Annotated in this window: 17 protein-coding genes; 4 read left to right on the top strand and 13 right to left on the bottom strand. The window is 73.3% G+C overall.

What is annotated here, in order from left to right:
- Positions 1-3 precede the first annotated feature (3 nt).
- The 4 genes from CW359_RS13010 to CW359_RS12995 form a co-directional block, all read right to left on the bottom strand.
- A complete protein-coding gene (locus CW359_RS13010; protein WP_105970054.1) occupies positions 4-636 on the bottom strand; it encodes an MBL fold metallo-hydrolase in 633 nt (210 codons plus the stop codon).
- Between the two features lie 73 nt (positions 637-709).
- Positions 710-2,005, bottom strand: a complete 1,296-nt coding sequence (pcaDC, locus tag CW359_RS13005; RefSeq protein ID WP_105970053.1) for a bifunctional 3-oxoadipate enol-lactonase/4-carboxymuconolactone decarboxylase PcaDC — start codon at positions 2,003-2,005, stop codon at positions 710-712.
- Between the two features lie 118 nt (positions 2,006-2,123).
- On the bottom strand, positions 2,124-2,561 hold the full coding sequence (locus tag CW359_RS13000) for a hypothetical protein (RefSeq protein WP_105970052.1): 438 nt from the start codon (positions 2,559-2,561) through the stop codon (positions 2,124-2,126).
- Between the two features lie 37 nt (positions 2,562-2,598).
- The gene (locus CW359_RS12995; protein WP_105970051.1) at positions 2,599-3,705 is read right to left on the bottom strand and encodes a hypothetical protein; all 1,107 of its coding nucleotides are present in this window, start codon (positions 3,703-3,705) and stop codon (positions 2,599-2,601) included.
- A 111-nt stretch (positions 3,706-3,816) separates the two neighbouring features.
- On the opposite strand from CW359_RS12995, the gene CW359_RS12990 reads away from it, so the two are divergent.
- Positions 3,817-5,799: an SMI1/KNR4 family protein gene (locus CW359_RS12990; RefSeq protein WP_105970050.1), complete on the top strand. Its 1,983-nt coding sequence runs from the start codon at positions 3,817-3,819 to the stop codon at positions 5,797-5,799.
- Between the two features lie 35 nt (positions 5,800-5,834).
- On the opposite strand, the gene CW359_RS12985 is transcribed toward CW359_RS12990, so the two are convergent.
- Positions 5,835-6,965: a LacI family DNA-binding transcriptional regulator gene (locus CW359_RS12985; protein WP_105970049.1), complete on the bottom strand. Its 1,131-nt coding sequence runs from the start codon at positions 6,963-6,965 to the stop codon at positions 5,835-5,837.
- A gap of 130 nt (positions 6,966-7,095) precedes the next feature.
- Between CW359_RS12985 and CW359_RS12980 the strand changes: the two genes are divergently transcribed.
- Positions 7,096-9,318: a glycoside hydrolase family 36 protein gene (locus CW359_RS12980; protein ID WP_105970048.1), complete on the top strand. Its 2,223-nt coding sequence runs from the start codon at positions 7,096-7,098 to the stop codon at positions 9,316-9,318.
- Between the two features lie 103 nt (positions 9,319-9,421).
- Here the strand turns inward: CW359_RS12980 and CW359_RS12975 are convergent, their stop codons facing one another.
- The 5 genes from CW359_RS12975 to CW359_RS12955 form a co-directional block, all read right to left on the bottom strand.
- Positions 9,422-11,434 carry an SWIM zinc finger family protein gene (locus CW359_RS12975; protein WP_232838374.1) on the bottom strand — a complete coding sequence of 671 codons (2,013 nt, stop codon included), beginning with the start codon at positions 11,432-11,434 and terminating at the stop codon, positions 9,422-9,424.
- A gap of 605 nt (positions 11,435-12,039) precedes the next feature.
- Positions 12,040-14,874: a DEAD/DEAH box helicase gene (locus CW359_RS12970; RefSeq protein ID WP_105970046.1), complete on the bottom strand. Its 2,835-nt coding sequence runs from the start codon at positions 14,872-14,874 to the stop codon at positions 12,040-12,042.
- 93 nt (positions 14,875-14,967) lie between these two features.
- A complete protein-coding gene (locus CW359_RS12965; RefSeq protein WP_105970045.1) occupies positions 14,968-15,570 on the bottom strand; it encodes a sugar kinase in 603 nt (200 codons plus the stop codon).
- Positions 15,567-16,754, bottom strand: a complete 1,188-nt coding sequence (locus CW359_RS12960) for an ROK family glucokinase (protein ID WP_105970044.1) — start codon at positions 16,752-16,754, stop codon at positions 15,567-15,569. The genes CW359_RS12965 and CW359_RS12960 overlap by 4 nt, the downstream gene beginning before the upstream one ends.
- A gap of 147 nt (positions 16,755-16,901) precedes the next feature.
- Positions 16,902-17,639, bottom strand: coding sequence for a GntR family transcriptional regulator (locus CW359_RS12955; protein ID WP_105970043.1), 738 nt, complete (start codon positions 17,637-17,639; stop codon positions 16,902-16,904).
- A gap of 130 nt (positions 17,640-17,769) precedes the next feature.
- Here CW359_RS12955 and CW359_RS12950 point away from each other — a divergent pair, with 130 nt between their 5' ends.
- On the top strand, positions 17,770-18,783 hold the full coding sequence (locus CW359_RS12950; RefSeq protein ID WP_105970042.1) for a Gfo/Idh/MocA family protein: 1,014 nt from the start codon (positions 17,770-17,772) through the stop codon (positions 18,781-18,783).
- Positions 18,784-19,747: 964 nt separating this feature from the next.
- Here the strand turns inward: CW359_RS12950 and CW359_RS12945 are convergent.
- Positions 19,748-20,938 carry a cytochrome P450 family protein gene (locus tag CW359_RS12945; protein ID WP_105970041.1) on the bottom strand — a complete coding sequence of 397 codons (1,191 nt, stop codon included), beginning with the start codon at positions 20,936-20,938 and terminating at the stop codon, positions 19,748-19,750.
- 91 nt (positions 20,939-21,029) lie between these two features.
- Positions 21,030-21,710, bottom strand: coding sequence for a response regulator transcription factor (locus tag CW359_RS12940; protein ID WP_198655199.1), 681 nt, complete (start codon positions 21,708-21,710; stop codon positions 21,030-21,032).
- A gap of 96 nt (positions 21,711-21,806) precedes the next feature.
- Here CW359_RS12940 and CW359_RS12935 point away from each other — a divergent pair, with 96 nt between their 5' ends.
- On the top strand, positions 21,807-22,841 hold the full coding sequence (locus CW359_RS12935; protein ID WP_105970040.1) for an aldo/keto reductase: 1,035 nt from the start codon (positions 21,807-21,809) through the stop codon (positions 22,839-22,841).
- A gap of 113 nt (positions 22,842-22,954) precedes the next feature.
- Here CW359_RS12935 and CW359_RS12930 read toward each other — a convergent pair whose 3' ends face one another.
- Positions 22,955-24,271, bottom strand: coding sequence for a sensor histidine kinase (locus CW359_RS12930; RefSeq protein WP_198655198.1), 1,317 nt, complete (start codon positions 24,269-24,271; stop codon positions 22,955-22,957).
- Positions 24,272-24,287 lie beyond the last annotated feature (16 nt).

Here is a 24,287-nt window from a genome sequence, read left to right as displayed (position 1 = left end):
GGCTCAGACCTCCGCCGACGCCCCCGGCGCGAGGCGCTGGTGGTCGGCGCCGCCGAGGCCGCCGACCAGGCCGTCGTAGATCGGGCGGGCGAGGTCCGTGAGGAGGGCGTCGTGGATGTCGTACGCGCGCTGCGGCTTGATCTCGCGGACGTAGTCGACGACCTCGGAGAGCTTGCTCCAGGGGGCCATGACCGGCAGCAGCAGGGTGTCGACCGGGTGGTCGGGGACGGTGAGGGCGTCGCCGGGGTGGAAGACGGCGCCGTCGACGAGGTAGCCGACGTTCGTGATGCGCGGGATGTCCGGGTGGATCACGGCGTGCAGTTCGCCGTGGACCTGGACGTCGAAGCCCGCGGCGGTGAACGTGTCGCCGTGGCCGACGGTGTGGACGCGGCCCGGGAAGGCCGCGGCGAGCTTCTCGGCGACCGAGGCGAGGGTCCAGAGGCCGGCGGCGGGGTTGGCGTCCAGGGCGGCGCGCAGGCGTCCCTCGTCGAAGTGGTCGGCGTGCTCGTGGGTGACCAGAATCGCGTCGGCACCGGCCGCCGCGTCCTCCTCGCTGAACGCCCCGGGGTCCAGGACGAGCGTCCGCCCGTCCTTCTCCAGACGGACACAGGCGTGCGACTTCTTCGTGAGCTTCATACGTCCCATCCTGCCGCGTCGGCAGGGCCGGCGGGCCGCCGAGGCTGGTGGTTTCACCACCAGCCTTTCCCGGTCACTCCTCGGGCGTCGTCTCCTCGCGGATGACCTGCTGGGCCACCTTGAACGCGCTGTTCGCGGCCGGTACCCCGCAGTAGACGGCGGCCTGGAGGAGGACTTCCTTGATCTCGACCGGGGTGAGGCCGTTGCGCAGGGCCGCGCGCGTGTGGAAGGCGAGTTCGTCGAGGTGGCCGCCCGCGACCAGGGCGGTGAGGGTGACGCAGCTGCGGGAGCGCCGGTCGAGGCCGGGCCGGTTCCAGATCTCGCCCCAGGCGTACCTGGTGATGAACTCCTGGAAGTCCCCGGAGAACTCGTCCGCCTGCGTCAGCGCCCGGTCGACGTGCGCGTCCCCGAGCACCTCGCGCCGGACCTTCATCCCGGCGTCGTACAGATCCGGACGGCCCTGCGCGTCGGGCTGCGGGACGGGCGGCGCGATCTCCGCGATGGGGGTGAGCTGCGGGGCTGCGGTCAACACCGGCTTGACCGGCACCGCCGGAATGGCCATCACGCCGGTGCCGGTGTCGTACGCGGGCTGCCAGGCCGTCGAGAAGTGGCGGACGAGGAGGTCTGTGACGGCCGCGGGCTGCTCGACGGGGACCAGGTGCGAGGCGCCGGGCACCACCGCGAGCCGGGCGTCCGGTATGCCCGCGACCAGGGTGCGGGCCTCGGCGGGCCCGGTGACCTGGTCGTCGGACCCGACGAGGACGAGGGTCGGCACGCCGACGCGGGCCAGTTCACCCCGTACGTCGAAGGAGGCGAGCGACTCGCAGGCCGCGATGTAGCACCCGGGGTCGGTGGTGCGGACCATCTGGACGGCCCACTCGGTGATCGCGGGCTGCGCGGCGGCGAACCCGCCGGTGAACCAGCGTTCGGGGGAGGTGCGGGCGATGGGGTCGAGCCCGTTCGTCCGCACGATCACCCCGCGCTGCCGGAACTCGTCGGCCGTCCCGAACCGGGGCGAGGCGGCGATCAGCGCGAGCGAGGCGAGCCGCTCCGGGTGCCGCAGCGCCAGCTCGGCACCGATCGCCCCGCCGAGCGCACAGCCCGCGTACCCGAAGCGCTGCACACCGACCGCGTCGAGAGTGGCGAGCAGCCGCGCGGCCAGATCGCCCACCGACCCGGAGGGGTGCGCGGGGGCACCGCCGTGCCCGGGCAGATCGAAACGGAAGACCCGCCACTGCTTCACCAGTTCGGGGATCTGACGGTCCCACATGTGCCAGGTCGTGCCCAGTGAGGGACCCAGGATCAGGACAGGCGCGTCGTCCGGTCCGTCGAAGCGGTACTGAAGGGTGTTGATCGGTGCGTCACTCACCCGGCTTACGCTCCCACATCTCACCCTGCCCCTATGACAGGGGTTGTGAGGATGTGGCCCGGATCAGGTGAAAGACCTTTCGGGGGACATAACGTCCGACGGATGACCCGCACGCCGGTCAGAAGTCGTACGGCCCGTCGTACGGCTCTCTCGTCACGGCCGCCCCGTCGATACGGCGGTAGGCGGCGCGGGCGTGGAACAGGCGGGCCAGGGTCGTGCCGACGAGGGCCGCCGTGAGCAGGCAGGCGAGCCAGAAGGTGTCGCGGTGTCCGGCCCAGGTGAGGGTGCCCGCGGGCGGGATGGCGAAGCCGTTGAGGAAGAGCCAGCACAGCAGTGCCGTACCGGGGGCCGCGGTGAAGCGGGCGCACAGGCCCAGGAGGGCCGCCAGTACGGACAGTGCCGTCAGGGCGAGTCCTGGGCGGTCGGTGCCCGTCAGGGTGTTGAGCAGCGCGACGAGCACCAGGGCACCGCCCGAGGCCGCGGCCCACACCAGCGGAGTGGCGACCGGCCTGGGGACGGGCCGGGCTCCGGTGCCGAGGGACACCCACTCGATCATGCCTGCGCTTCCTTTCGGGGTCGGGTGGTTTCGGTGGCTACTGCCGGGCCGGTTCGGTGGCGGGCGTCGGCCGGAGGGCGCCGAGGACCAACGGCATGTGCTTCCGGTGGGTGACGATCAGCACCGGTACGCCGTCGTCCTCGCATTCGAGGACCAGGGCCCGGCCGCCGTGGTCGGGGCGGCCGGCGGGGTCCGTCCGGTAGGGCGGGCGGACCCGGACGGGGGTCAGACCGCGCGGCATCTCCCGGCGGAGGGCGGCAAGGGGGCCGGTCGTCGTCGCCAAGTGTCCAGGGGTCGCGATCAGTTGTCCCTGGCCGGTCGCGTACGACCTCTCGCCCAGGACCGCTCCGGGGAAGCGCCGTTCCGTCGTGGGCACGGACGGCGTCACCGTGACGGTGTCGTCGCCGCGCTGGCGCCGCCACAGGAACAGGGCGATCACCCCGCAGACGGCCAGCACCGCGGGGGTGCAGAGTCCGACGAGGCCGAGCGCCGCCCATGGGCTGTCGGTCGGCCAGGGCGCCGCCGCCCCGACCGCGGTGAGGCCGAACCCGCCGATCAGCGGGACACCGAACTGCCACGGGTACGCCCTCACGGAGACACGGAAGAGCCGGGCGGCGTACCAGTACCAGCACCACAGGTAGGTCAGTCCCTGGAAGCCCGCGACGAAGCCCCAGGTGAGGAAGACCCGGTAGTCGCCGCGCGGGTCCGCGGTGGTGTACCCGCGCGCGGATCCGAAGTCGACGTACCGGATCTGCCCCCGCCAGTAGGTGACCTCGACACGGTCCCCCGCGCGCGTGTCCGGTCGCTCGCTCGCGCTGCCCGGCAGCCGGGTGCGGCTGGAACTCCCGTCCGCCTCGGTGAGATACATCCAGTACGAGGACGTCTTCCGCCGCCTCTCGGCCTCGGTGCGGTCGATCCGGGCCCCGAGGGTCCACAGGCAGTCGCTCTCGCGGCCGACGGCGCCCTTGCCGTCCGAGGCGCAGGCGACCGCGTCCCGGAAGGCGCGTTCCTCGTCGAGCGCGCCGCGCATCCCCACCAGCAGCAGCAACGCGGCCACCAGTACGCACAGGGAACTCATCACCGCGCTCGCGCGCATCGGTATGCGGTGCGCCGGGTCGGGCGGGGCGGTACTCGTCGGGGTCATCAGCGCATTCTCCGGCGCGGAGGGTGGCCGGCGCCATGGGTTGCCCGCGACGGCCCGGCCGCCGCCGGGTGCCACGGGGCGTTGTCAGTGGTGGGTGGCAGCATCGGGCGTATGACGGACACCACGGCGACGGACATCACGGCATTCGACTGGCGGTCCTTCCTGCGCGACTGGAGCGGGGAATGGGCCGGTTCCCTGGCGGAGGGCGAGACGCGCGACGCGGACGACGAGGCCGCGCGGCAGGCGGGCTGGCTGGGGTTCCCGCCCGCGTCCGAGGAGCGGATCGTCGCCATGGAGGAGCGCCTCGGCCGGCGAATGCCGCCGTCGTACCGGGAGTTCCTGAAGGTCAGCGACGGATGGCGGCACGCGGGCGGGTTCGTGTGGCTGCTGGCGGGGACCGGGCAGGCTCGCTGGCACAACGACGAGTCGGGGCTCGGTGACATGGCCGAGGAGTACGCGGTCGAGGACGCCGAGCCCGGGGAGTGGCAGGAGGCGGACCTCTGGCGGGGCGGACTGCAACTCGACGTCGAGTCCGACGCCATGTACGTCCTCTTCGACCCCGAGGACGTGGACGCGGGCGGCGAGTGGGCCGTGTACACCTGGGCGGGCTGGCGGGCCGCGCCGCCCGAACGGCACGCGAACTTCGTGGAGTTCATGCGGGACATGCACCGCGAGTTCCACAGCCTGCGGGCGCACCGGCCCCTCGGGGGACGGGAGTTCGCCAACGAGACCACGCGCACGCTGGACGCCCGGCTGGAGGAGGCCCGGCTGGAGGCGCTGCGCGGCGGCTGGGAGCAGGCGGCCAGGACGCTGGACGAGGCCAAGGGATACGGCCGACCGCGCGCCGCCGGACTGGGCGACCAGATACGCCGTCTGCTCGGGGACGCCTCCGTGGACTTCCCGGGGCTGGCGACGGACCCTCGATACGCGCCCGAGTTCCTGCCGTCGCTGGTCGCCGAGCACGCGGCGCACTCGTACCGGGACGACGCCACGCTGAAGTTCCATCTGGGCGGCGCCGACGAGGACCTGGTGTCACTGGCGTACGCGACCCTGGACCGGGTGCGGAAGGGCACGTACCGGTACACGGCGGCCGGGCCGTTCGGGGAGGCGGTCGAGCGGGCGCGGGAACTGGCGCGGTGGGGAGACACCGAGACGGCCTGGCGGACGCTGACGGACGCCCTGCCCCTGTGGGAGCCCCTGGGACCGGACCTCCTGGCGCCGCTGGGCTGGGTGGCCGACCCCCTGCTCGGGCCGCTGCTGACCCCGGAGCGGGGCCGCGAGCTGCTGTCCACCCCGAGGGGCGGCCAGACCGGCGAGGCACCGAGGCCGACGGCCGGGCTCGACCCGGGCGGTCTGGGGTGGCTCGCGGAACCGGACCCGGGCAACAACCGCACGTCCTACCGGTTCGTCCTGGTGGAAGGCGCGCGGCCGGAGGAGCTGCCCGGACGGCTCTCGGGCAGCAGCGAGAACGGCGATGGGGACGGCAATGGCGACGAGAAGGGGGGCGACACCGCGCTCAACGAACCCATGACGTCCTGGGAGGCGCACAGCGCAGCGCATCGCGGCCGGACGGAGTTCTCGTCCTACGAGGACAGGCCCCTGATGGCGGTGGGCCGGGCCGGCGCCGGCTGGAGCTTCGCCTTCGACGGCGATCCGTCCCCGTTCGACCGGCGGCGCTTCGTCTCCCCGGCCGCCGCCGCGAGCACCGGCACCCGCGCGGTGGTGGTGTGGAGCGGCCTGCGGACCTGGCACGGGCAGCCGTTCTTCCACCTCTCGGTAGCCCGGGACGGTGTCGAGGAGTACGCCTTCACCTACGTCGACGGGGAGATCGAGCAGAGCGGGGACATACCGCCCGCACTGGATCCGAGCCTGTTCTTCGGCACCCCGGAGGACCAGGACCCAGACGAGGCCGAGGCCGAAGCCGAGGCCGAACGGTCGCTGCTCGACGCGCTGGCCGGGGAGTTCGGGGCGTCCCTGCCGCGTCAGGCCGTCGAGAAGGGTCGGCTGCACACCTTCACGACCGGCTCCTGGACCCGGCCGCCGCGGGACGGCGAGACGTACACGGTGCTCCGCGTGCACCTGGGAACGGACTAGGAGGCGTAGAGCAAACGGTTACCAACGGCAGGCTCCTACCAGTCCACCCTGCGCACCGACTGCCGGATGACCAGCTGGGTGCCGAGCACCACGTGCTCCTCGCCGCCGAGCGACCGCTCACGCTCCAGGGCCAGGCGTACGGCGGTACGGCCGAGTTCCTCGTACGGCACCCGGACCGTGGTGAGGGACGGGGTCAGGTCGGTCGCGAAGGGGACGTCGTCGAAGCCCACGACGGACACGTCGCCCGGCACGTCCAGCCCGGCCTCGCGCAGTGCGGCGAGCGCGCCCAGCGCGACCATGTCGGAGGCGGCGAACACGGCGGTGAAGTCCAGCCCGGCGCGCACCGCGTCCCGGGTGCGGGCATAGCCCGAGGCACGCGTGTACGTCCCCTCGGTGTCGAGTTCCTCGGCCTGCCCGGCGCCGTGGGCGCGCAGCGCGTCCCGGTAACCGGCCCGGCGCTCGTCCCCGCTGCTCAGCCCGGTCTCCCCGCCGAGGAACAGCACCCGGCGGTGCCCGGAGGCGAGCAGGTGCGAGGTGGCCTGGAAGGCGCCGCCCCGATTGTCGTAGTCGACGACCGTCACCGGCAGGTCCGGCGCCGGGGCCGGGCGGCCGACCAGCACGAGCCGTGACCCGGCGGCGTCCAGCGCCTTCGCATAGCCGATCGTCCGGCGCTCGTACGCCGCGTCCGGGACGACGCCGCCCACGAGGAGGACGGCCGCCGCGTGCTGCTCCCGCATGAGCTGGACCAGGGCGTCCTCCCGGGTCGCGTCGTCGTGCGTGGCGCACACCAGGCTCAGCCTGCCCCGGTCGGCGGCCTCCTGCTCGACCCCGGCGGCGACATGGGCGAGGGAGGGGCCGGTGATGTCCTTGATGACCAGGGCGACCGGGCCCGCGACCTGCCCGGAGAGCGCCTTGGCGTGCACGTTGACGACGTAGTGCAGGGACGCGACGGCGGCCATGACCCGGGCCCGGGCCTCGTCGGAGACGGGGTAGTTCCCGGCGAGGGTGCGGGAAACGGTTGCTACGGAGACGCCGGCCTTCCGCGCCACGTCACGGATCGTGCTGGGCCGCTCCTTGGCGCCGTGCTGCGCGTCGGCCCGCTTCCGCTGTCCGGGGCGGCCCGCGCGGGCGGTGGGCCGTTCGCTGTTCCCGTTGTTCTCCGTCACGGCTCGACGTTACTGCATGCGGGGTGCCTCGCGGCGGGTGCCGGGGAGTGGACAGCTTGGCGATGGATGCAGTAAACGTTTTCTGTTCACAGTCATTGTCGTCGTCTCTCGTTACGGGCGGAGCCGCTCCATGTCCCTCACTCATCTGCGTTGGGGAAGCGACGAGTTGTCACTCCTCGTCTCCCTCGATCCGGCCGGTCCGGCGCGGCTGCTCGCCGTGGGCGAGGCGGCCGGGCTGCCCGATCCCGAGCGGGAGCCGGAGCTGTGCGCGCGGCTCGCGTCGCGGGCGCTGCCGCTGGTGGAGGTCCAGACGGCGGGTGGCGGACGGCTGGGCACGTCGGGCAAGCGGCATGTGGACGGGGCGCTGTCCCGGGGGCTGCGCTGCACCGGGTACGAGGAGGCCGACGACGGGGGTGACCGAGATGAAGGCGGGGGCGGGGGTGTCGTACGGACGTTGAAGGTCCGGATGGCCGACGACGCGACGGGGGTGCGGGTCACCGCCCTGTACCGGCTGCACGGCGCGGTGCCGGTACTGCACGCCGAGGCGTACGTCGAGAACGGGGGCGATGCCCCGGTGACCCTGGAGTACGTCTCCTCGCTCACCCTCGCCAACCTGGCCCGGCGCCTCCCGGCCGGCGCCCGCTGGGAGGACGGGCTGTCGCTCTGGCTGGCCGCCAACCCCTGGAGCGGGGAGTTCCGTTGGTCCCGGGCGACTCTTGCCGAGCGGGGCCTGTACGACGTGGGCATGGTGGCGTACGGCCAGACCGGGTCGAAGAACCGCGTCGCCGTGACCAGCACCGGTTCCTGGTCGTCGTCCGAGTACCTGCCGATGGGCTGCTTGGAGGCGACGGCGACCGGCCGTGCCCTCCTCTGGCAGATCGAGCACAACGGCTCCTGGCACGCCGAGGTCGGCGACCGCTTCGACGACGTGTATCTCGCCCTCTCGGGCCCCACCGACCGCGAGCACCAGTGGCGCCGCCGCCTCGCACCCGGCGACGCCTTCCGGACCGTCCCGGCCGCGCTGGCCGTCGTACCGGAGGGCGGTCTGGAGGCGGCGGTAGGCGCGCTGACGGCCCATCGGCGGGCCACCCGCCGCGCCCACTCCGACCACGAGCGTCTCCCCGTCGTCTTCAACGACTTCATGAACAGCCTGATGGGCGAGCCCAGTACGAAGGCCCTGCTGCCCCTGGTGGACGCGGCGGCGGCCGTGGGGGCCGAGGTGTTCTGCGTCGACGCGGGCTGGTTCGACGACGAACCGCCGGGCACGGTCGGTCCGGGCGGGGTGCCGGGGTGGTGGGACGCGGTCGGGGACTGGGAGGAGTCGCGGCGGCGGTTCCCCGGTGGGCTCGGCGAGGTGATCGACCGGATCCGCGGGGCGGGGATGGTGCCCGGGCTGTGGCTGGAGCCCGAGGTGGTGGGGGTGCGGGGCGCGGTCGCCGCCGCGCTGCCGGAGGAGGCGTTCTTCCGGCGGGACGGGGTCCGGGTGGTGGAGTGGGGCCGGTACCAGCTCGACCTGCGCCACCCGGCGGCCCGCGCGCATCTCGACGGGGTCGTGGACCGGCTGGTGCGCGACTACGGCGTCGGCTATCTCAAGCTCGACTACAACATCGACATCGGCGCGGGCACCGACGGCCCGGACGGTACGGACAGCCCCGGCGACGGCCTGCTGGGCCACAACCGGGCCTACCTCGACTGGCTCGACGGCGTCCTGGACCGCCATGCCGACCTGGTCCTGGAGAGCTGCGCGGCCGGCGGCAGCCGTACGGACCACGCGACCCTCTCCCGCCTGCCCATCCACTCGGTCACCGACCAGCAGGACTTCCGCCTGCTTCCCGCCGTCGCCGCCGCGTCACCGACCGCGGTCACCCCCGAGCAGGCCGCGATCTGGGCCTACCCGCAGCCCGAACACACCCCGGCCGACCTGAGCACGGTGCTGGTGTCGGCCATGCTCGGCCGGGTCCACCTCAGCGGTCGGCCCGACCTGCTGAACCCCGAAGGAACGGCACTGGTCCGCGACGCCCTGGCCGCATACAAGACCTACCGCCACCTCCTGCCCGACGCCCTCCCTCACTGGCCGCTGGGCCTGCCCGCCTGGCGCGACGGCATCCTCGCCCTGGCCCTGACCACGGCCGACGGCACGACACTGCTGGCGCTGTGGCGCCGCGCCGGAGCGCCCGAGAGCGTGACGGTGCCACTGCCGGGGGCCGACGCGAACGCCCGGACGAGGGTGCTGTTCGAGGCGGGGGCTCGTACGAGGGTGGAGTGGGACGGGGGTGGCCGGGTGCTCGGGGTGGGGCTGCCGGTGGAGGGGTCGGCGGTGCTGGTCGCTGTTGGGGTGGCGGGGTGGGTCTGAGCGTCCCTCGTACGCCGGTGCGGTCGCCGCGGGGCACCCGCACTGCTCGTGGTCTCCCGCCGGGGCGGGGTGCCGTCGCCGACCTGTGGTCGCCGTCGTCCGGTCAGGGGTCCGTGAGGTTGCCGAGGCCGGTGAGGGCGCCCACCGGGTCCAGGTCGGGGGTGCCTCGGGGCCACCAGTCCTCGTGGCCCGGTTCGGACTCGTAGGCGTACCAGAGGCCGTCCCGGCCCAGGCGGAGTTGTCTGTGGCCGTGTGGGTGGGTCAAGTGATTGCGCCTGGGTCTGAAGGCGGGGAAGTCGGCGGCCAGGAGGAGGGGGCGGGCGCGGTCGAAGCGGCCCGCCGGGGGGTCCCAGGCCTCTTCGAGGACCTCCAGTCCGTCCGGCCCGCCCTGCCGCCAGGCGGCCACCGCGCGTGCCAGGTCGCCGGGGGTGCGGCCGGCGGCTCTGGCGAGCGAGGCGTAGAGGGCCCGGGTGCCCGCGGTGAGGCCCGAGCCTGGGCGGGCGGCGGCCAGCCGTACGGCGTCCTGCCACAGCGTCAGCTCGCCGACCGGGTCGTGGCCGGCGGTGAGCAGGGTGTGGGCGCGGGCGGCGGCGTCCGTCGCCAGCTGGTCCAGCGCGAAGGGGTCCGGGCCGCCCGGAGCCGCCGGGTAGGCCGGAGGCGGCTCGGGGTGCGGGCGGGGCGGCAGCGGGGCCGGGAGCGGCGGGAGGGTGCGCGGGGCGAGCGCCTCGGAGGCCCGGACCCCGGGGAACGTCGCCGTCTGCTGCTCCTGGGCCGCCCGGGCGGCCCGGGCCGCGTTGCGCCGGGACAGCTCGTCGAGCACGTCCCGTTCGCCCCGGCCGCGCAGGAGGAGCAGGACGAAGGGGTCGGCGTCGAGGAGGCGGGCGGTCTGGTAGCAGAGGGCGGCGGCGTGCTTGCAGGGGTGCCCGGAGTCGGGGCAGCTGCAGTGGGGTTCGAGGTCGCCGGGGGCGGGCAGCAACGGCGCCCCGCAGTCGGCGAGGGACTGCGGCAACTCCTTGTCGAGCAGCGCGGCGATGTGCCCCGGTCGTTCGACGGCGGCTTCCAGGAACCGCTCCCACTCCTGCTCGCCGAACGTCCGCAGCCGGACCTGCACGCGGTACGGCCGGGGGCGGGAGCCCTGTACGTAGGCGAGCACGAGCCCCGGTGTCACGGTGATGGCGTCGACATGCCCCTTCTCCGCGTACCCGCGCCCCCGCACCAGCCGGGCCGCGTCCAGCGCGCCCTCTTCCAGGGCGGTCACCCAGGCGTTCCCCCACCAGCTCTCGGGGTTCCCCGAAGCCCGCAGGGCGGGGAAGGTGCGGCGCAGCTCGCCGTCACGGCCGGGGGCCGCCATAGAGGAGGCTGCGGGCAGGGAGGGGGACGCGGTGGCGTTGCGTGGAGCGTCGAGGGGCGGCGATGCCTGCCGGGAATCGGTGGTGCGGCGGGGGGCCGGGGAGGCTTGGGGGGCCTCGGTGGTCGTTGTGTCGTGCACGTTGTCGTACGAGGTCTCGTGCCGTGCGGTCGGCGCGGCAACGGCTCGCAGCACATCCCCCACGGTCACCGGCGGCGAAGGGTCCGCATAGGGATCGCCGTCGGAAGCCCTGGGGTCCCTCCCCGGCACCGCCACCGGCGGCTCGTCCGAGGGCGACTCGAAGGTGGCGGCGAGCAGTTCCCGTACGTCGCGGGTCCGCTCCCCCGGGTTCCGGTCACGCGGGTCCCACCCGCGTGCGGGTCGGACCGAACGCCGCGCGGCCTCGGCCGCCGACGCCTCCGCGTCGAGACGGGCCCGCAACGCCTCCCCGCGCGCGGCACGCAAGGCCTCACGAGCGACGTCCCCGGGCCGCGCGCCCGGACGGACTCCCGCGTCGGTACCGGTACGGTCCCGGCGGGCTCCCCCGTCGGTACGGTCCCGGCCCGCCCACGCCTCGGTACGGTCCTGTGGGGCGTCGGGAACGTCCAGGGCGATGTCGGGCACGTCCGGGGTCTCGGGGCCCGGCATGGGCGGGACGCCTGTCGGTGGCGAGGCACTTGCCTGGTGCTCACCCCTGGCCGACGCCTTCGCGCCCCGCAGCGCCGCACGCGCCGCGTCCCCCGGCCGCGTCACCGGCGCCTCGGTCACCGCAGGCTTCGCAGCCTCCGCAGGCTTCGCCTGCCTCCCGAACTCCCGGGCTTCCCCGGCCTCTTCACACTTCGCGTCCGTTCCGCGCTGCCCGAGGCTGCCGGGTTCTCCAACCTCCGCAGACTCCTCGGACCTCCCGCGCTGTCCGAACTCCCCTACCTCCCAGGCCTCCGTACGCTGCGCACCCGTCTCACGCCACCCGAGCCCCTGGGACTCCCCAGCCTCCGCAGACGCGCCCTGCTGCCCAAGCGCCCCGAACTGCCCGGCCCCTTCAGGCCCTTCGCTCCTCCCGCGTCCGCCAGGCTTCTCGAACCCCCCGAGCTGCCCAACTGCTACGCGTCCCACGCCCCGCAGGGACCCCGCTCCCGGCGTCGTACCCTGCGCCGCAGCGGGCCCCGGCCCCTGACCGGCCCGCTCCCGAGCTGCCCGCAGGGCCCTTCGGGCCGCGTCGGCCGGCCGCTCCCGGCCGGGCTCGTCGAGGGGAGACTGCTGCGCGGACCCCTCGGGCAGCGAGCGCCCGGGCTCGTCCGGCACGGGACGCCCGCCCAGCACCGGCTCCTCCCCCACCGGGGCCCGCTCTTCCTCCCGCTCCTCCTCCGTCGCCATCACACCGCCCTCCGCAGCGAGACCAGGTCGGACAGGGCCCGGTCCGTCAGTTCCGTCAGTGACGCTTCGCCGGAGCTGAGGATCGCGTCCGCCAGGGCCCGCTTGGCCTCCAGCATCTCCGCGATGCGGTCCTCGACCGTGCCCTCCGTGATCAGGCGGTGCACCTGGACCGGCTGGGTCTGGCCGATGCGGTACGCGCGGTCCGTGGCCTGTTCCTCGACCGCCGGGTTCCACCAGCGGTCGAAGTGGATGACATGGCCCGCGCGGGTGAGGTTCAGGCCCGTGCCCGCCGCCTTCAGGGAGAGGATCAGGATCGGGGTCGTACCGGCCTGGAAGCGGTCCACCATCCGTTCCCGTTCCGGGACCGGGGTGCCGCCGTGGAGCAGTTCCGCCGGGACCGCGCGGGCCGCGAGGTGGGAGGCGATCAGCCGGGCCATTCCCACGTACTGCGTGAAGACCAGGGCCGAGCCGTCCTCGGCCAGCAGGGTGTCCAGCAGCTCGTCCAGCAGGGCGAGTTTGCCGGAGCGGGCCGCCATCCGGTCGCTCGCGGCGGGTGGCGGCGCGTCCTCCTTCAGATACAGCGCGGGGTGGTCGCAGATCTGTTTGAGGGAGGTCAGCAGCTTCAGCACCAGGCCCCGGCGCGCGATGCCGTCCGTCGTCTCGATGACGAGCATCGACTCGCGCACCACCGCCTCGTACAGCGCGGCCTGTTCGCGGGTCAGCGGGACCGGGTGGTCGGTCTCCGTCTTCGGGGGCAGTTCCGGGACGATGCCCGGGTCGGACTTCTTGCGGCGCAGCAGGAACGGGCGGACCAGGCGGGCGAGCCTGGCGACCGCCTCCTCGTCCTCGCCGGTCTCCACCGCGCGCGCGTGCCGGGCACGGAAGGACTTCAGGGGGCCCAGGAGACCGGGGGTGGTCCAGTCGAGGAGGGCCCAGAGTTCGGAGAGGTTGTTCTCCACGGGGGTGCCGGTGAGCGCCACGCGCGCGGGGGCCGGGATCGTGCGCAGTGCCTTCGCGGTCGCCGAGTAGGGGTTCTTGACGTGCTGTGCCTCGTCGGCGACGACCATGCCCCAGGGCTGCTCGGCGAGCCGGGGCGCCGTCGACCGCATGGTGCCGTACGTCGTGAGGACGAAGCCGCCCGTCATGTCCTCCAGGGTGCGGTCGGGGCCGTGGTAGCGGCGGACGGGGACGCCGGGCGCGAACTTGGTGATCTCGCGCTGCCAGTTGCCCAGCAGGGAGGCCGGGCAGACCACGAGCGTCGGCTCGCTGCGGGCCCGGCGGAGGTGGAGGGCGATGAGGGTGATCGTCTTGCCGAGTCCCATGTCGTCGGCGAGGCAGCCGCCGAGGCCGAGGGAGGTCATGAGGTCCAGCCAGGCCAGTCCCCGGAGTTGGTAGTCGCGGAGCTGTGCCTGGAGGCCCGGGGGCGGCTCCACGGGCGTGATGCCCGCCGTGAGGCGGTCGCGAAGGGCCGCCAATGCGCCGACCGGGACGGCCTCGACCGTCTCGCCGTCGACCTCCACCTCGCCGGTGAGCGCGGCGGAGAGCGCGTCCACCGGGTCGAGCAGGCCCAGTTCGCGCTTGCGTGCCTTGCGGACGAGGGCCGGGTCGACGAGCACCCACTGGTCCTTGAGGCGTACGACGGGGCGGTGGGCCTCGGCCAGGAGGTCCATCTCGGCCTCGGTGAGCGGGTCTCCGCCGAGCGCCAACTGCCAGCGGAACTGAAGGAGTTTCTCGCTCTCGAAGAACCCGGTGCCGTCCTTCGCCGAGCCGGGCGCCGGGCGTACGACCGCCTGGACGGTGAGGTCCTGGGCGAGGTCCCGGGGCCAGTGGACGGCGACTCCGGCGGCGCCGAGCCTGGTCGCGGCCATGCCCAGCAGGTCGTACAACTCCTCCTCGGAGAGTGCCAGTACGTCCGGTGTGTCCTGCTCGGTCAGGCGGTCGAGCGGGGGCCAGACGCGGGCCGCGCGGCGCACCGCGAGGGCGGCGTCCACGCGTGCGCGTGTCCCGAAGGCCGCGTCCGCGGCACCCGCCCACAGGGTCGCCGCGTCGGTGACGAGGGTGGGGTCGGCGAGGCTGTGCACCTGGACGATCGCCGCGCCCGCGCTGCGAACCCGGTCGGGGTCGTCGAACAGCTCGTACGCCGACAGGTCGAGGCGGAGCGAGATCCGTACGCCCGCGTCCATCCCTGCGGCGACCTCCGCCGCCCAGTCGTGGGCGTCAGGGAGGCGCTGGGCCGCGCGTGCGGCGAAGGGCAGCCCAGCCGCGTAAGGGGCCGCCGGGGTGCGCGGGAGGGTGTCCGCGACGGCGTCCAGGAAGGCGCGTACCAAGGCTTCCGGCTCGGGCAGCAGGAGGGGGCCGGAGCCGGGGAGGGGCACCGCGTGGCCCTCGTACGGCAGGGCGGCGGCGATGGCCCTGAGGTGGGCGATGTCGGCGGGCTCCAGCGGGCCCGCGCGCCAGGCGTCGTGGCCCGCGGGGGTGAGGCCGGGCAGCAGGCGGCCCCGGGCGGTGAGCCGCAGGGCGTACAGCGCGGCGGCGCCCCAGCAGGCCGTGGCGGGATGGGCGGCGGGGTCGCGGCGGGCCCGCACGAGCAGCGGCAGGGCCGCCTCCACGGGCAGCGTCAGCGCCGGGGTGGTGCGGCGGCGGACTCCGGCGCCGTGCCGTCGTACGACCGTCAGGTCCGTCAGTTCCGTGAGCTGGTGCTCAGGCAGGGTGACGTCCCCCTGCGGGTCCCAGAAGGCGATGCGGCCCTCGCGCGGGAGCGGGGCGGGGAGGAAGACGGCCGCGAGGCGCACGGACACGTCCGCCACCGCTGTCGTCGACGCCTCGTCGCTCATGTGTACGTCACCTCCCGCCCTCGTGTCGTGTCCGTCGGATCGGACGTCTTCGACTCTACGGGCGGGGTCTGACAATCGAGTCCGGCGACGGGCTCAGGGGGTCGTGCGCGAGACGACGTAGACCATGTAGTGGTTGGGATGCGACCACTTCACGACGATGTGCTGGGTGGGCGCCGGGTTCTTCTGCTGGTGGGCGATTCCCCACCAGGCGCCCGGTTCCTTGAACTCCCAGCCGACGATCTTCTGGTCGCGGGCGCTGATGGTGAACTTGTCCTTCTTCAGGTCGGAGCGGGGTACGCCCATGGCCTTGAAGAAGTAGTCCAGGCCCGCGTTCGTGGTCATGAACTGGACGTACAGACGGCTGGTGCGCCAGTTGTTCGTCTCGTAGTACGCGACCTTCGTCGACAGGATCCCCTTGCCGTCGGCCTGGCGCGGGACGGGGACCTCGTAGATGTGGCGCTGGACCTTCGAGGGCCAGGCCTCGGTGAGGCCGCGCGCCGCCCACTTGCGTTCCTTGTCCTTGCCGCTGTCGCGGCTCTGGTTGGCGGAGATCACCAGATAGCCGGCCGGGACGCCGATGAGCAGCACGATGATCAGCAGCGTCAGGGCGCGGCGGCGGATCATGTGCCCGCGGTCCTCGGGCGGCCCGGGCGGCTCGTCCGGGGCCATGGCCTGGCGGGGCAGGGAGGCGGTCACAGCGGCCCCTGGGAGGTGCGGCGGGTCTCGACGAACTTCTCGTAGCGCTCGTACCGCTCGACGCGCCGCCGGTTCGCGCGCCGGAAGCGGCGGGCGACGAGGCGGGCGAGGTCGGCGGCGCCCACCATACCGGCCTCGGGGCCGAGCTGGGCGCGGGCGATGCGGGCCTCGGGGCGGTAGCCGCGGCCGGTCAGCTGGCGGCGGAAGGCGTCCCGCGCGGGGCCGATCAGCAGGTCGTCGGCCGCGGAGACACCGCCGCCGATGACGAAGCAGGAGGGGTCCAGGGCGGCGGCGAGGTTGGCGATGCCGACGCCGAGCCACTGGCCGATGTCCTGGAGCAGCTCGATGCACATCGCGTCGCCCTCGCGGGCCAGCTCGGTGATCATCGGACCGGTGATCTCGGCGATGTTGCCCTTGACGTGCTCGATGATCCCGTACGCCACCGGGGAGTCGGCCGCCGCGAGTTCGCGGGCCTCTCTGACCAGCGCGTTCCCCGAGCTGTACTGCTCCCAGCAGCCGCGGTTGCCGCACGGGCAGCGGTGGCCGCCGGGCACGACCTGCATATGGCCGAACTCGCCCGCGACGCCGAACTTGCCGCGCTTGACCTGCCCGTCCTCCAGGATCGCGCCGCCGATGCCGGTGCCGAGCGTGATCATGACGAGGTGGTCCTCGCCGCGCCCCGCGCCGAAGCGCCACTCGGCCCAGGCGGCGGCGTTGGCGTCGTTGTCGACCAGTACGGGGACCGCGAGGCGGCCGGCGAGGCGGTCGCGCAGGGGCTCGTTGCGCCAGGACAGGTGGGGGGCGAACAGGACGCGGTTGCGGTCGGCGTCGACCCAGCCGGCCGCGCCGATGCCGACGGCGTGCACGTCGTGCCGGTCGGAGAGGTCGAGGACCAGCTCGGTGATGGTGTCCTCGACGACCTTGGGGCTCTTGGACTTGTCCGGCGTCTCGGTGCGGAGCTTCTCCAGGATGTTGCCGTCGGCGTCGACGACTCCCGCCATCACCTTCGTGCCGCCGATGTCGATGCCCACGGTGGGCACGCGGGGGGCCGTGAGGTGCGAACGGCGCTCACGCGTGCCGACGGTACGCAGGGCCGGGGCCCGGCGGGAGCCGATGGGGGCGCTGCCTTCTCGGGCGGAGCCGGCCAGTGCCCTGGGGAGTGCGAGGTCGCGGTAGCTGCTCATCGGGAGTGATTCTGCCTCACCGGCAAGGTGGGTGCCCTCGCGGGGAGCAATGGAGCGGTGCGGGTGTTTTGCCGGGTGCGGGTTTCGTCGTGGTTGCTCGCGCAGTTCCCCGCGCCCCTAGGGGGAAGGGGGCTGCGCCCCTTCCCCCTAGGGGCGTACCAGTAGCTGGAACTCGAACGAATAGCGGGTGGGGCGGTAGGTGTGGGTGCCGAACTCGACCGCTCTGCCCGTGTCGTCGAAGGTGGTGCGCTGCATGGTGAGGAGGGGGGCGCCCTCGCGTTCGGTGAGGCGTTCGGCCTCCTCCGCGGTGGCGCCTCGCGCGCCGATCGACTGGCGGGCGCTGTGGAGGGTGATTCCGGCGGCGCGCATCAGACGGTAGAGACCGGTGGCCTCCAACTGGTCGGTGTTCAGTTCGAACAGGCCGGGCGGGAGGTAGTTGCAGAGGTACGCCATCGGCTCGCCGTGGGACAGCCGGAGCCGTTCCACGCGGTGTACGTCGCTGTCCTCGGCCACGTTGAGGGCGGCGGCGACCTCCGCGGAGGCCTGTACGACCGTGTTGACGATGACCTTGGTCGCGGGGCGCTGGCCCGCCGCCTCCAGGTCGTCGTACAGGCTGCTCAGTTCCAGCGGGCGCTTGACCTGGCTGTGCACGACCTGCGTACCGACGCCCCGGCGGCGTACGAGCAGGCCTTTGTCCACGAGGGACTGGATGGCCTGGCGCACCGTGGGGCGGGACAGGCCGAGCCGTCCGGCCAGCTCTATCTCGTTGCCCAGCAGGCTGCCGGGGGTGAGCGCTCCGTGCTCGATCGCGGCTTCGAGCTGCTGGGACAGCTGGAAGTAGAGGGGTACCGGGCTGCTCCGGTCCACGCTGAGTTCCAGCGGCACTGTCGGGTCCACATCTGGTTTCGGCACGGGCCGAGCGTAGCTGCGGGGATTGTTGACGGGAAGTTGTGTAGTTCGATTGTCCGGACATACGCATTGACAGCGTGCCTGGTCGGACCCCAGTTTGGTTCTCATGCGCATCGGAGTCATCGGGACGGGCCGCATCGGTACATTCCACGCGAACACCCTCAGCCGCCACCGCGAGGTAGGGGGCTCACTCATCGTCACGGACGCGGACAGCGGGCGGGCACAGGATCTGGCACACCGCTTAGGAGCGACGGCCGCACCGGGTGTCGACGAGATCTTCACCTGGGGCGTGGACGCGGTGGTGATCACGGCGGCGACCTCGGCCCACGCCGAACTGATCGGTCGGGCAGCACGATCGGGTCTCCCGGTGTTCTGCGAGAAGCCCATAGCGCTCGATCTGCCTGCGACCTTGGCCGCCATCGCCGAGGTGGAAGCGGCGGGAACGATCCTTCAGATGGGCTTCCAGCGCCGCTTCGACGTCGGCTACACGGGCGCCCGGGACGCGGTGCGCTCCGGGAAGCTCGGCCGCCTGCACACCGTCCGCATGATGACGTCCGACCAGACCCCGCCCCCGCCGGAGTACCTGCCGCTGTCCGGCGGGCTGTACCGGGACACCCTGATCCACGACTTCGACATCCTGCGCTGGGTGACGGGCCACGAGATCGTCGAGGTGTACGCGACCGGCTCGGACGCCGGACCGTCGATGTTCCGCGACGCGGGCGACATCGGCACGGCCGCGGCGGTACTCACCCTGGACGACGGCACGCTCGCCACGGCGACGGCGACCCGGATGAACGGCGCGGGGTACGACGTCCGCATGGAGCTGGCGGGCGAACTGGACCAGGTCGGCGTGGGCCTGGACGACCGCACGCCGATCGCGTCAACGGAACCGGCCGGACCACCGGCCGCGAGCAAGCCCTGGACCGGCTTCCTGGAGCGCTTCGGCCCCGCCTACGAGGCCGAGCTGTCGGCGTTCGTGGAGGTGGTCCGAGGCGAGCGCGCCAACCCCTGCGACGGCCGCGAGGCCCTCCAGGCCCTCCGCGTCGCCGAGGCCTGCGAACTGTCCCGCCGGGACCGCAGACCGGTGCACCTCGCGGAGATTCCGGGAGGGTGGGACTGAGGGTGGGGGTGTGATTCGGGGGAGGGCGGCTGTGACTCCCTCGGGCCGGGTGAGGGTTTCCGGCGTGGATGTGGATGGGAGGGGCTGGCGCCACGGGGGGGGAGAGAGTCGGTTACTGCCTCGTCGGGGGGCGATTGCTGGCGCTACGGGGCGGGGGCGGTTGTGGCCGAGCTGGAGCAAGCGGTTGCTTGTGCCATGGGGCGGACGATTGTCGGCGCACCGGAGCGGGCGGTTGACAGTGCTACGGGGCTGGAGGGCTGGCGGGGCGCCGGAGCGGGCGGTTGCCTGTGCCGCAGGAGCAGGCGGTTGTCGGGGCCAGTGGCCATGGGAGCGGACGCTCATCGGCACACCGCGCCGGGTGAGGCGAGCGCTGACGGCAGGGAGCGGGTAGCCGTCGGCAGACCGGAACAGACAGTCGCCGTCGCGCCGCACGGCGATGCGCGGTTGCCGCCCCAGCGGAGCTGAGGGTTGGTGCCGGCACTGGAGCGGACCCTTGTCGGCGGCACGGGAGCGGGCGCTCACCGGCGCACCGCAGCGGGCGACGTGACTGCTGCTGACGCCAGGGCAGCGGAGCGGACGGCTGCCGTCGCGGCGCACCGCGATGCGCAGTTGCCGAACCGCCGGAGCTGAGGGCCGCTGACACGATCGGACGGGGTGGCCAGTCGGCGTAGCGGCAGGGACCGTTGCTCACTCGACCGGACCGGACAGCTATCGCGCACCCGTACGAATGGTTGCCGGCACGACCGAACCAGACCGCGGGGCCTATCGGCACACTGGCACGGCCGGTCGCCGGCGCCACCGAACCGGACGGTTGCCGCACGACCAGATCGGCCGGGCGCCGGTGCGCCCAGATCGGACGGCTGTCAGCGCACCACCGCACCGGAGAGCCACCTCCCCGACCGGACCACACCGCTCCCCGCGCGCACCGAACCCGCCAAATACCCGCACCCGCGCCCAACCCCCCCTACCAACGCACCGGCAAGCTCCGCACCCCCCGCATCAACATCCCCGGAAGCCAGTCGCCCGGCGGGCCCGCCAGGGTCAGAGCCGGGGCCCGGTGCAGCAGGGTGCGTATCGCCGTGCGTGCTTCCAGGCGGGCCAAGGGGGCGCCCAGGCAGTAGTGGAGGCCGTGGCCGAAGGCCAGGTGGCCACGGGTGTCGCGGTGGATGTCGAAGCGGTCGGGGGACGGGTATCGGGTTCCGTCGCGGTCGGCCGCCGTCAGGCCGATCATCACCGGCTCGCCCTTCCCCACCACCGTGCCGCCTATCTCCAGGGGCTCGGCGGCGAAACGGAACGTCGCGTTCTCCACCGGCCCCTCGTAGCGCAGCATCTCCTCCACCGCGCCGTCCAGGAGGGTCATGTCGGCGCGCAGTTCGGCCAGTTGGGCGGGGTGGGTGAGCAGGGCGTGGACGCCGCTGGTGATGAGGTTGACGGTCGTCTCGTGGCCCGCGATCAGCAGGACGAACGCCATGCCGCGCAGTTCGTCGGGGGACAGTCGGTCGCCGTCCTCGGCGGTGGTCCGGATCAGGTCGCTGAGCAGGTCGCCGCTCGGGCCTGCGCACCTCTTGTCCTCGATCAGTTCGGTGAGGTACTCGGCGAGCCGCGCGAACGCCTCGTAACCGCTCTCCGCGCTCGTGGGCGCGACCGCTTCCGAGGACAGCTTCCGGAAAGCCGTACGGTCGATCTCGGGGACGCCCAGCAGTTCGCAGATCACCGTGAGGGGCAGCGGGTACGCGAACGACTCCACCAGGTCGGCCCGGCCGTCCGGGATCATCGCGTCGAGGAGTTCGTCGGTGATCTCCTGGATACGCGGTCGCAGCGTCTCCACGCGGCGTGCGGTGAAGGCGCGGGTGACCAGGGCGCGCAGCCGGGTGTGCTGGGGCGGGTCGGTGGCGAGGAGGTACTTGCCGATCAGCTCCTCGGCCATGAACCGCATCCCGATCCTGGTCGGGTCCTTGGCGAGCCGGGGGTCGGCGAGTGCCGCCCGCGCCTCCTCGTGGCCGACGACGAGCCAGGTCACATGGTTCGCGTCCCGGCCCGGCAGCCGGACGCGGTGCACGGGGCCCCGGGCGCGCAGGCGTGCGTACACCGGATGCGGGTCCGTCCTGAACCCGTCGCCGAACTCCCCCAGATCGAGTACTTCCGCTTCCCCCACGACGATCCCCCCGACAGCCGCCCTCACAGACCGGTCCGCGCTCCCGGGCCCCGGCCCTCCCCGTTGCCATCAGAACGCGCGAGCCGGCCGGCTAGTGCCCGTCCTGCCCGTTCTCTTCCAGGAGTCCGGCGTCGTACGCCAACAGGGCGATCTGCACTCGGTTGTTGAGGTCGAGTTTGGCGAGGATGCGGGAGACGTGGGTCTTCACGGTGGCGACGCTCATGAACAGGGCGGCGGCGGTCTCGGCGTTCGAGTGGCCCTGGCCGACGGAGACGGCGACCTCGCGTTCCCGGTCGTTGAGTGCGCCGATCCGCTCCCGGGCGCCCGCCCGCCGGGTGTCGGCCGTGCCGCCCGCCGCATGGGCCATCAACTGGCGGGTCACCGCGGGCGACAGGGCGGGCTCGCCGGCCGCGACACGGCGTACCGCCGCCAGGATCTCAGCGGGCGGGGTGTCCTTGAGGACGAAACCGGCGGCGCCCGCGCGCAGGGCGCGCAGTACCTGGTCGTCGGCGTGGAAGGTGGTGAGGACCACGACCTGCGGGGCGTCCTTGAGGGCGCGGAGGCGTTCGGTGGCGGCGAGGCCGTCCATCGTCGGCATCCGGATGTCCATGAGCACGACATCGGGCCCGGTACGGCCGACGAGCGCCTCGACCTCGCTGCCGTCGGCCGCCTCGCCGACGATCTCGATGTCGTCGGCACCGCCCATCATGAAGGACAGGCCCGCCCGTACCAGGGGATCGTCGTCGACGAGGAGCAGTCTGATCACGGTCATGGTCCTACGTAATCACGGTTGTGCGGCGCCGGGACGGACACGGGCGGAGCGCGGCTACATTGCCGACCTGAACACCCGTGGAGTGAGGGGTACTTCGTGCGTTACCGACTGCTGGGCCGGACCGGCCTGCGCGTCTCCGAGCTGTTCCTGGGCGCCATGACCTTCGGCGAGCAGGGCGGGGTGGGGGCGCCCAAGGAGGAGTGCGCGCGCATCCTCGACGCGTACGAGGCCGCGGGCGGCAATGTCGTCGACACCGCGATCAACTACCGCGGTGGTGCGAGCGAGACGATCCTGGGGGAACTCCTGGGCAGACGGCGCGACCGGCTCGTGCTGTCCACGAAGTACACGATCTCGCGCGACGGCTCCGACCCCAACGCCGCGGGCAACCACCGCAAGAACCTCACCCTGTCCCTGGAGACGAGCCTGCGCCGGCTCGGCACCGACTACGTCGACATCTACTGGGTGCACATCTGGGACCGCGCCACGCCCGTCGAGGAGACCATGCGCGCCCTCGACGACGCCGTGCGCGCCGGGAAGGTGCTGTACGTCGGCATCTCGGACGCGCCCGCGTGGGTGGTGTCCCGGGCCAACACCCTGGCGGAGTGGCGGGGTTGGTCGCAGTTCGCGGCGCTGCAGGTGCCGTACAGCCTGCTGAACCGGGACATCGAGCGCGAACTGCTGCCGATGGCCGAGGCGTTCGGGATGTCGGTGGCGGCCTGGAGTCCGCTGCACAACGGCATTCTGTCCGGCAAGTACACACGCGCGCGTGGCCTCGCTCCCGACGAGTCGGCCCGGCTGTCCGCGGACACGATCGGCGAGCGCGAGCACACGGTCGCGCGGGCCGTGCAGTCGGTCGCGGACGAACTCGGCGCGTCCCCGGCGCAGGTGGCCATCGCGTGGACCATGGCGCACTCCCCCGCCGTGCACCCGATCCTGGGCGCGCGCCGGGTGGAGCAGCTCATGGACAACCTCGGCGCGGCCGAACTGACGCTCCCGGAGTCGCTGGTGGTCAAACTGGACGAGACGACCGGCTTCCGGCCGGGCTTCCCGAGCGAGTACATCGAGGAGACCTCGCCCTGGGTTTATGGGGAGGCGGGACGGCGGGTGGTACCGCGGACGCTGCGCGGCTGAACGCGGCCCCTTTCTCCCGATTTCTCCCGAACGAAGGCCGCGTGTTTCTCCCGAACGAAGGCCGCGCGCATTCAGTAAGGAAGGGCGCGCGTCTTCTTTAAAGAAGGCGCGCGTCAGGCGGCCCACGGCAGCAGAGCCTGTACGGCGAAGCCCCCGTCCGCCGCCGCGCCGTGCCGCAGCCGGCCGCCCGCCAGCGTCGCGCGCTCGGTCAGGCCGATGAGGCCCTGGCCGGAGCCGGGGACGTGCGGGACCTCCCCCGGGGGCGCCGGATTGCGTACGGAGACGGTCAGGCCGTCGCCCGGGGCGCCCGCGAGGGACACCGTGACCTCGGCGCCCGGGGCGTGCTTGCGGGCGTTCGTGAGGGCCTCCTGGACGATCCGGTAGGCGGTGCGGCCGATGGAGGCGGGGACGGCCGCCGGGGCCGTCACACGGCTGTCCAGCACGATCTTCATGCCGGCCTCGCGGGATTCGGTCACCAGGGTGTCGAGCGCGGCCAGCGTCGGCTGCGGGCGCCCCGCCTCCTCCGCGTCGCCCGCGCGCAGGACGCCGATGATCTCGCGCAGGTCCTGGAGTGCCTCGTGGGCGCTCTCCCGGATGACCCCGGCGGCCCGCGCGACCTCCTCGTGGGGCGCGTCGGGCCGGAACTCCAGGGCGCCCGCGTGGACGCTCAGCAGGGTGAGCCGATGGGCGAGTACGTCGTGCATCTCGCGCGCGATGGCCTCACGGGCCAGCCGCTGTGCCTGCTCGGCCCGCAGCGCCGCCTCCGTCTCGGCCCGCCGCAGCCGGTCCCGCAGGCTCAGCATGAGCTGCCGCTTGGACCGTACGAACATGCCCCAGCCCACGGCGGTCGCGGTCAGCAGGACGCTGAGGATCACCGAGACGACGTAGGGCAGGTCGGGGTCGGGGCGCACCCAGTAGAAGAACGGGACCACGGCGACGGAGGCTGCGGCGACCAGGCCGACGTAGCGGAAGGGCCGGTGCACGGCGAGGGAGAAGAGGGCGACCAGGCCCGCGCCGCCCGCGGTGCTCGACACCAGGCTGACCGCGAGCATCGCGACGGCGAGGCCGAGCGGCCAGCGTCGCCGCAGCCAGACGGCGGCGCAGGCGAGGGCGCCGACCCACTGGTCGACGACGGCGAGGGCGTGCGGGGTGTTCGGGTCGCCGGCCAGGGCGTCCGCGCCCAGTACGCCGATGAGGACGGCCAGCAGGAAGCAGGTGAAGTCGACGACCCAGTCGCGTGCGGTGCGCCGGGGCCGCACGGACGCGCGGAACCGCCCGAAACGACCGTCCCGCGCGCGGGCGGAGCCGGGACGGGCGGCGGAACCGGGGGCGGGGTCGAGTTCGTCGAGCACGGCCGACGGGAAGAGCCATCGCCGCCCCGGGAACGCCGCCGGGGCCTCGGGAACGGATGTCGGCCTGTCACCACTCACAGTCGACAAATCTACG

Source organism: Streptomyces geranii (assembly GCF_002954775.1).
Taxonomy (GTDB): domain Bacteria; phylum Actinomycetota; class Actinomycetes; order Streptomycetales; family Streptomycetaceae; genus Streptomyces; species Streptomyces geranii.
Note: the sequence above shows the minus strand (reverse complement) of the source record. Positions and strands in the feature narration are given on the sequence as shown.

Coding starts and splice junctions, on each gene's coding strand:
- CW359_RS12950 (WP_105970042.1), top strand. CDS start 17,770: ATGCGCATCGGAGTCATCGGGACGGGCCGCATCGGTACATTCCACGCG.
- CW359_RS13010 (WP_105970054.1), bottom strand. CDS start 636: ATGAAGCTCACGAAGAAGTCGCACGCCTGTGTCCGTCTGGAGAAGGAC.
- CW359_RS12970 (WP_105970046.1), bottom strand. CDS start 14,874: ATGAGCGACGAGGCGTCGACGACAGCGGTGGCGGACGTGTCCGTGCGC.
- CW359_RS12995 (WP_105970051.1), bottom strand. CDS start 3,705: ATGACCCCGACGAGTACCGCCCCGCCCGACCCGGCGCACCGCATACCG.
- CW359_RS13000 (WP_105970052.1), bottom strand. CDS start 2,561: ATGATCGAGTGGGTGTCCCTCGGCACCGGAGCCCGGCCCGTCCCCAGG.
- CW359_RS12960 (WP_105970044.1), bottom strand. CDS start 16,754: ATGAGCAGCTACCGCGACCTCGCACTCCCCAGGGCACTGGCCGGCTCC.
- CW359_RS12980 (WP_105970048.1), top strand. CDS start 7,096: ATGTCCCTCACTCATCTGCGTTGGGGAAGCGACGAGTTGTCACTCCTC.
- CW359_RS12940 (WP_198655199.1), bottom strand. CDS start 21,710: ATGACCGTGATCAGACTGCTCCTCGTCGACGACGATCCCCTGGTACGG.
- CW359_RS12990 (WP_105970050.1), top strand. CDS start 3,817: ATGACGGACACCACGGCGACGGACATCACGGCATTCGACTGGCGGTCC.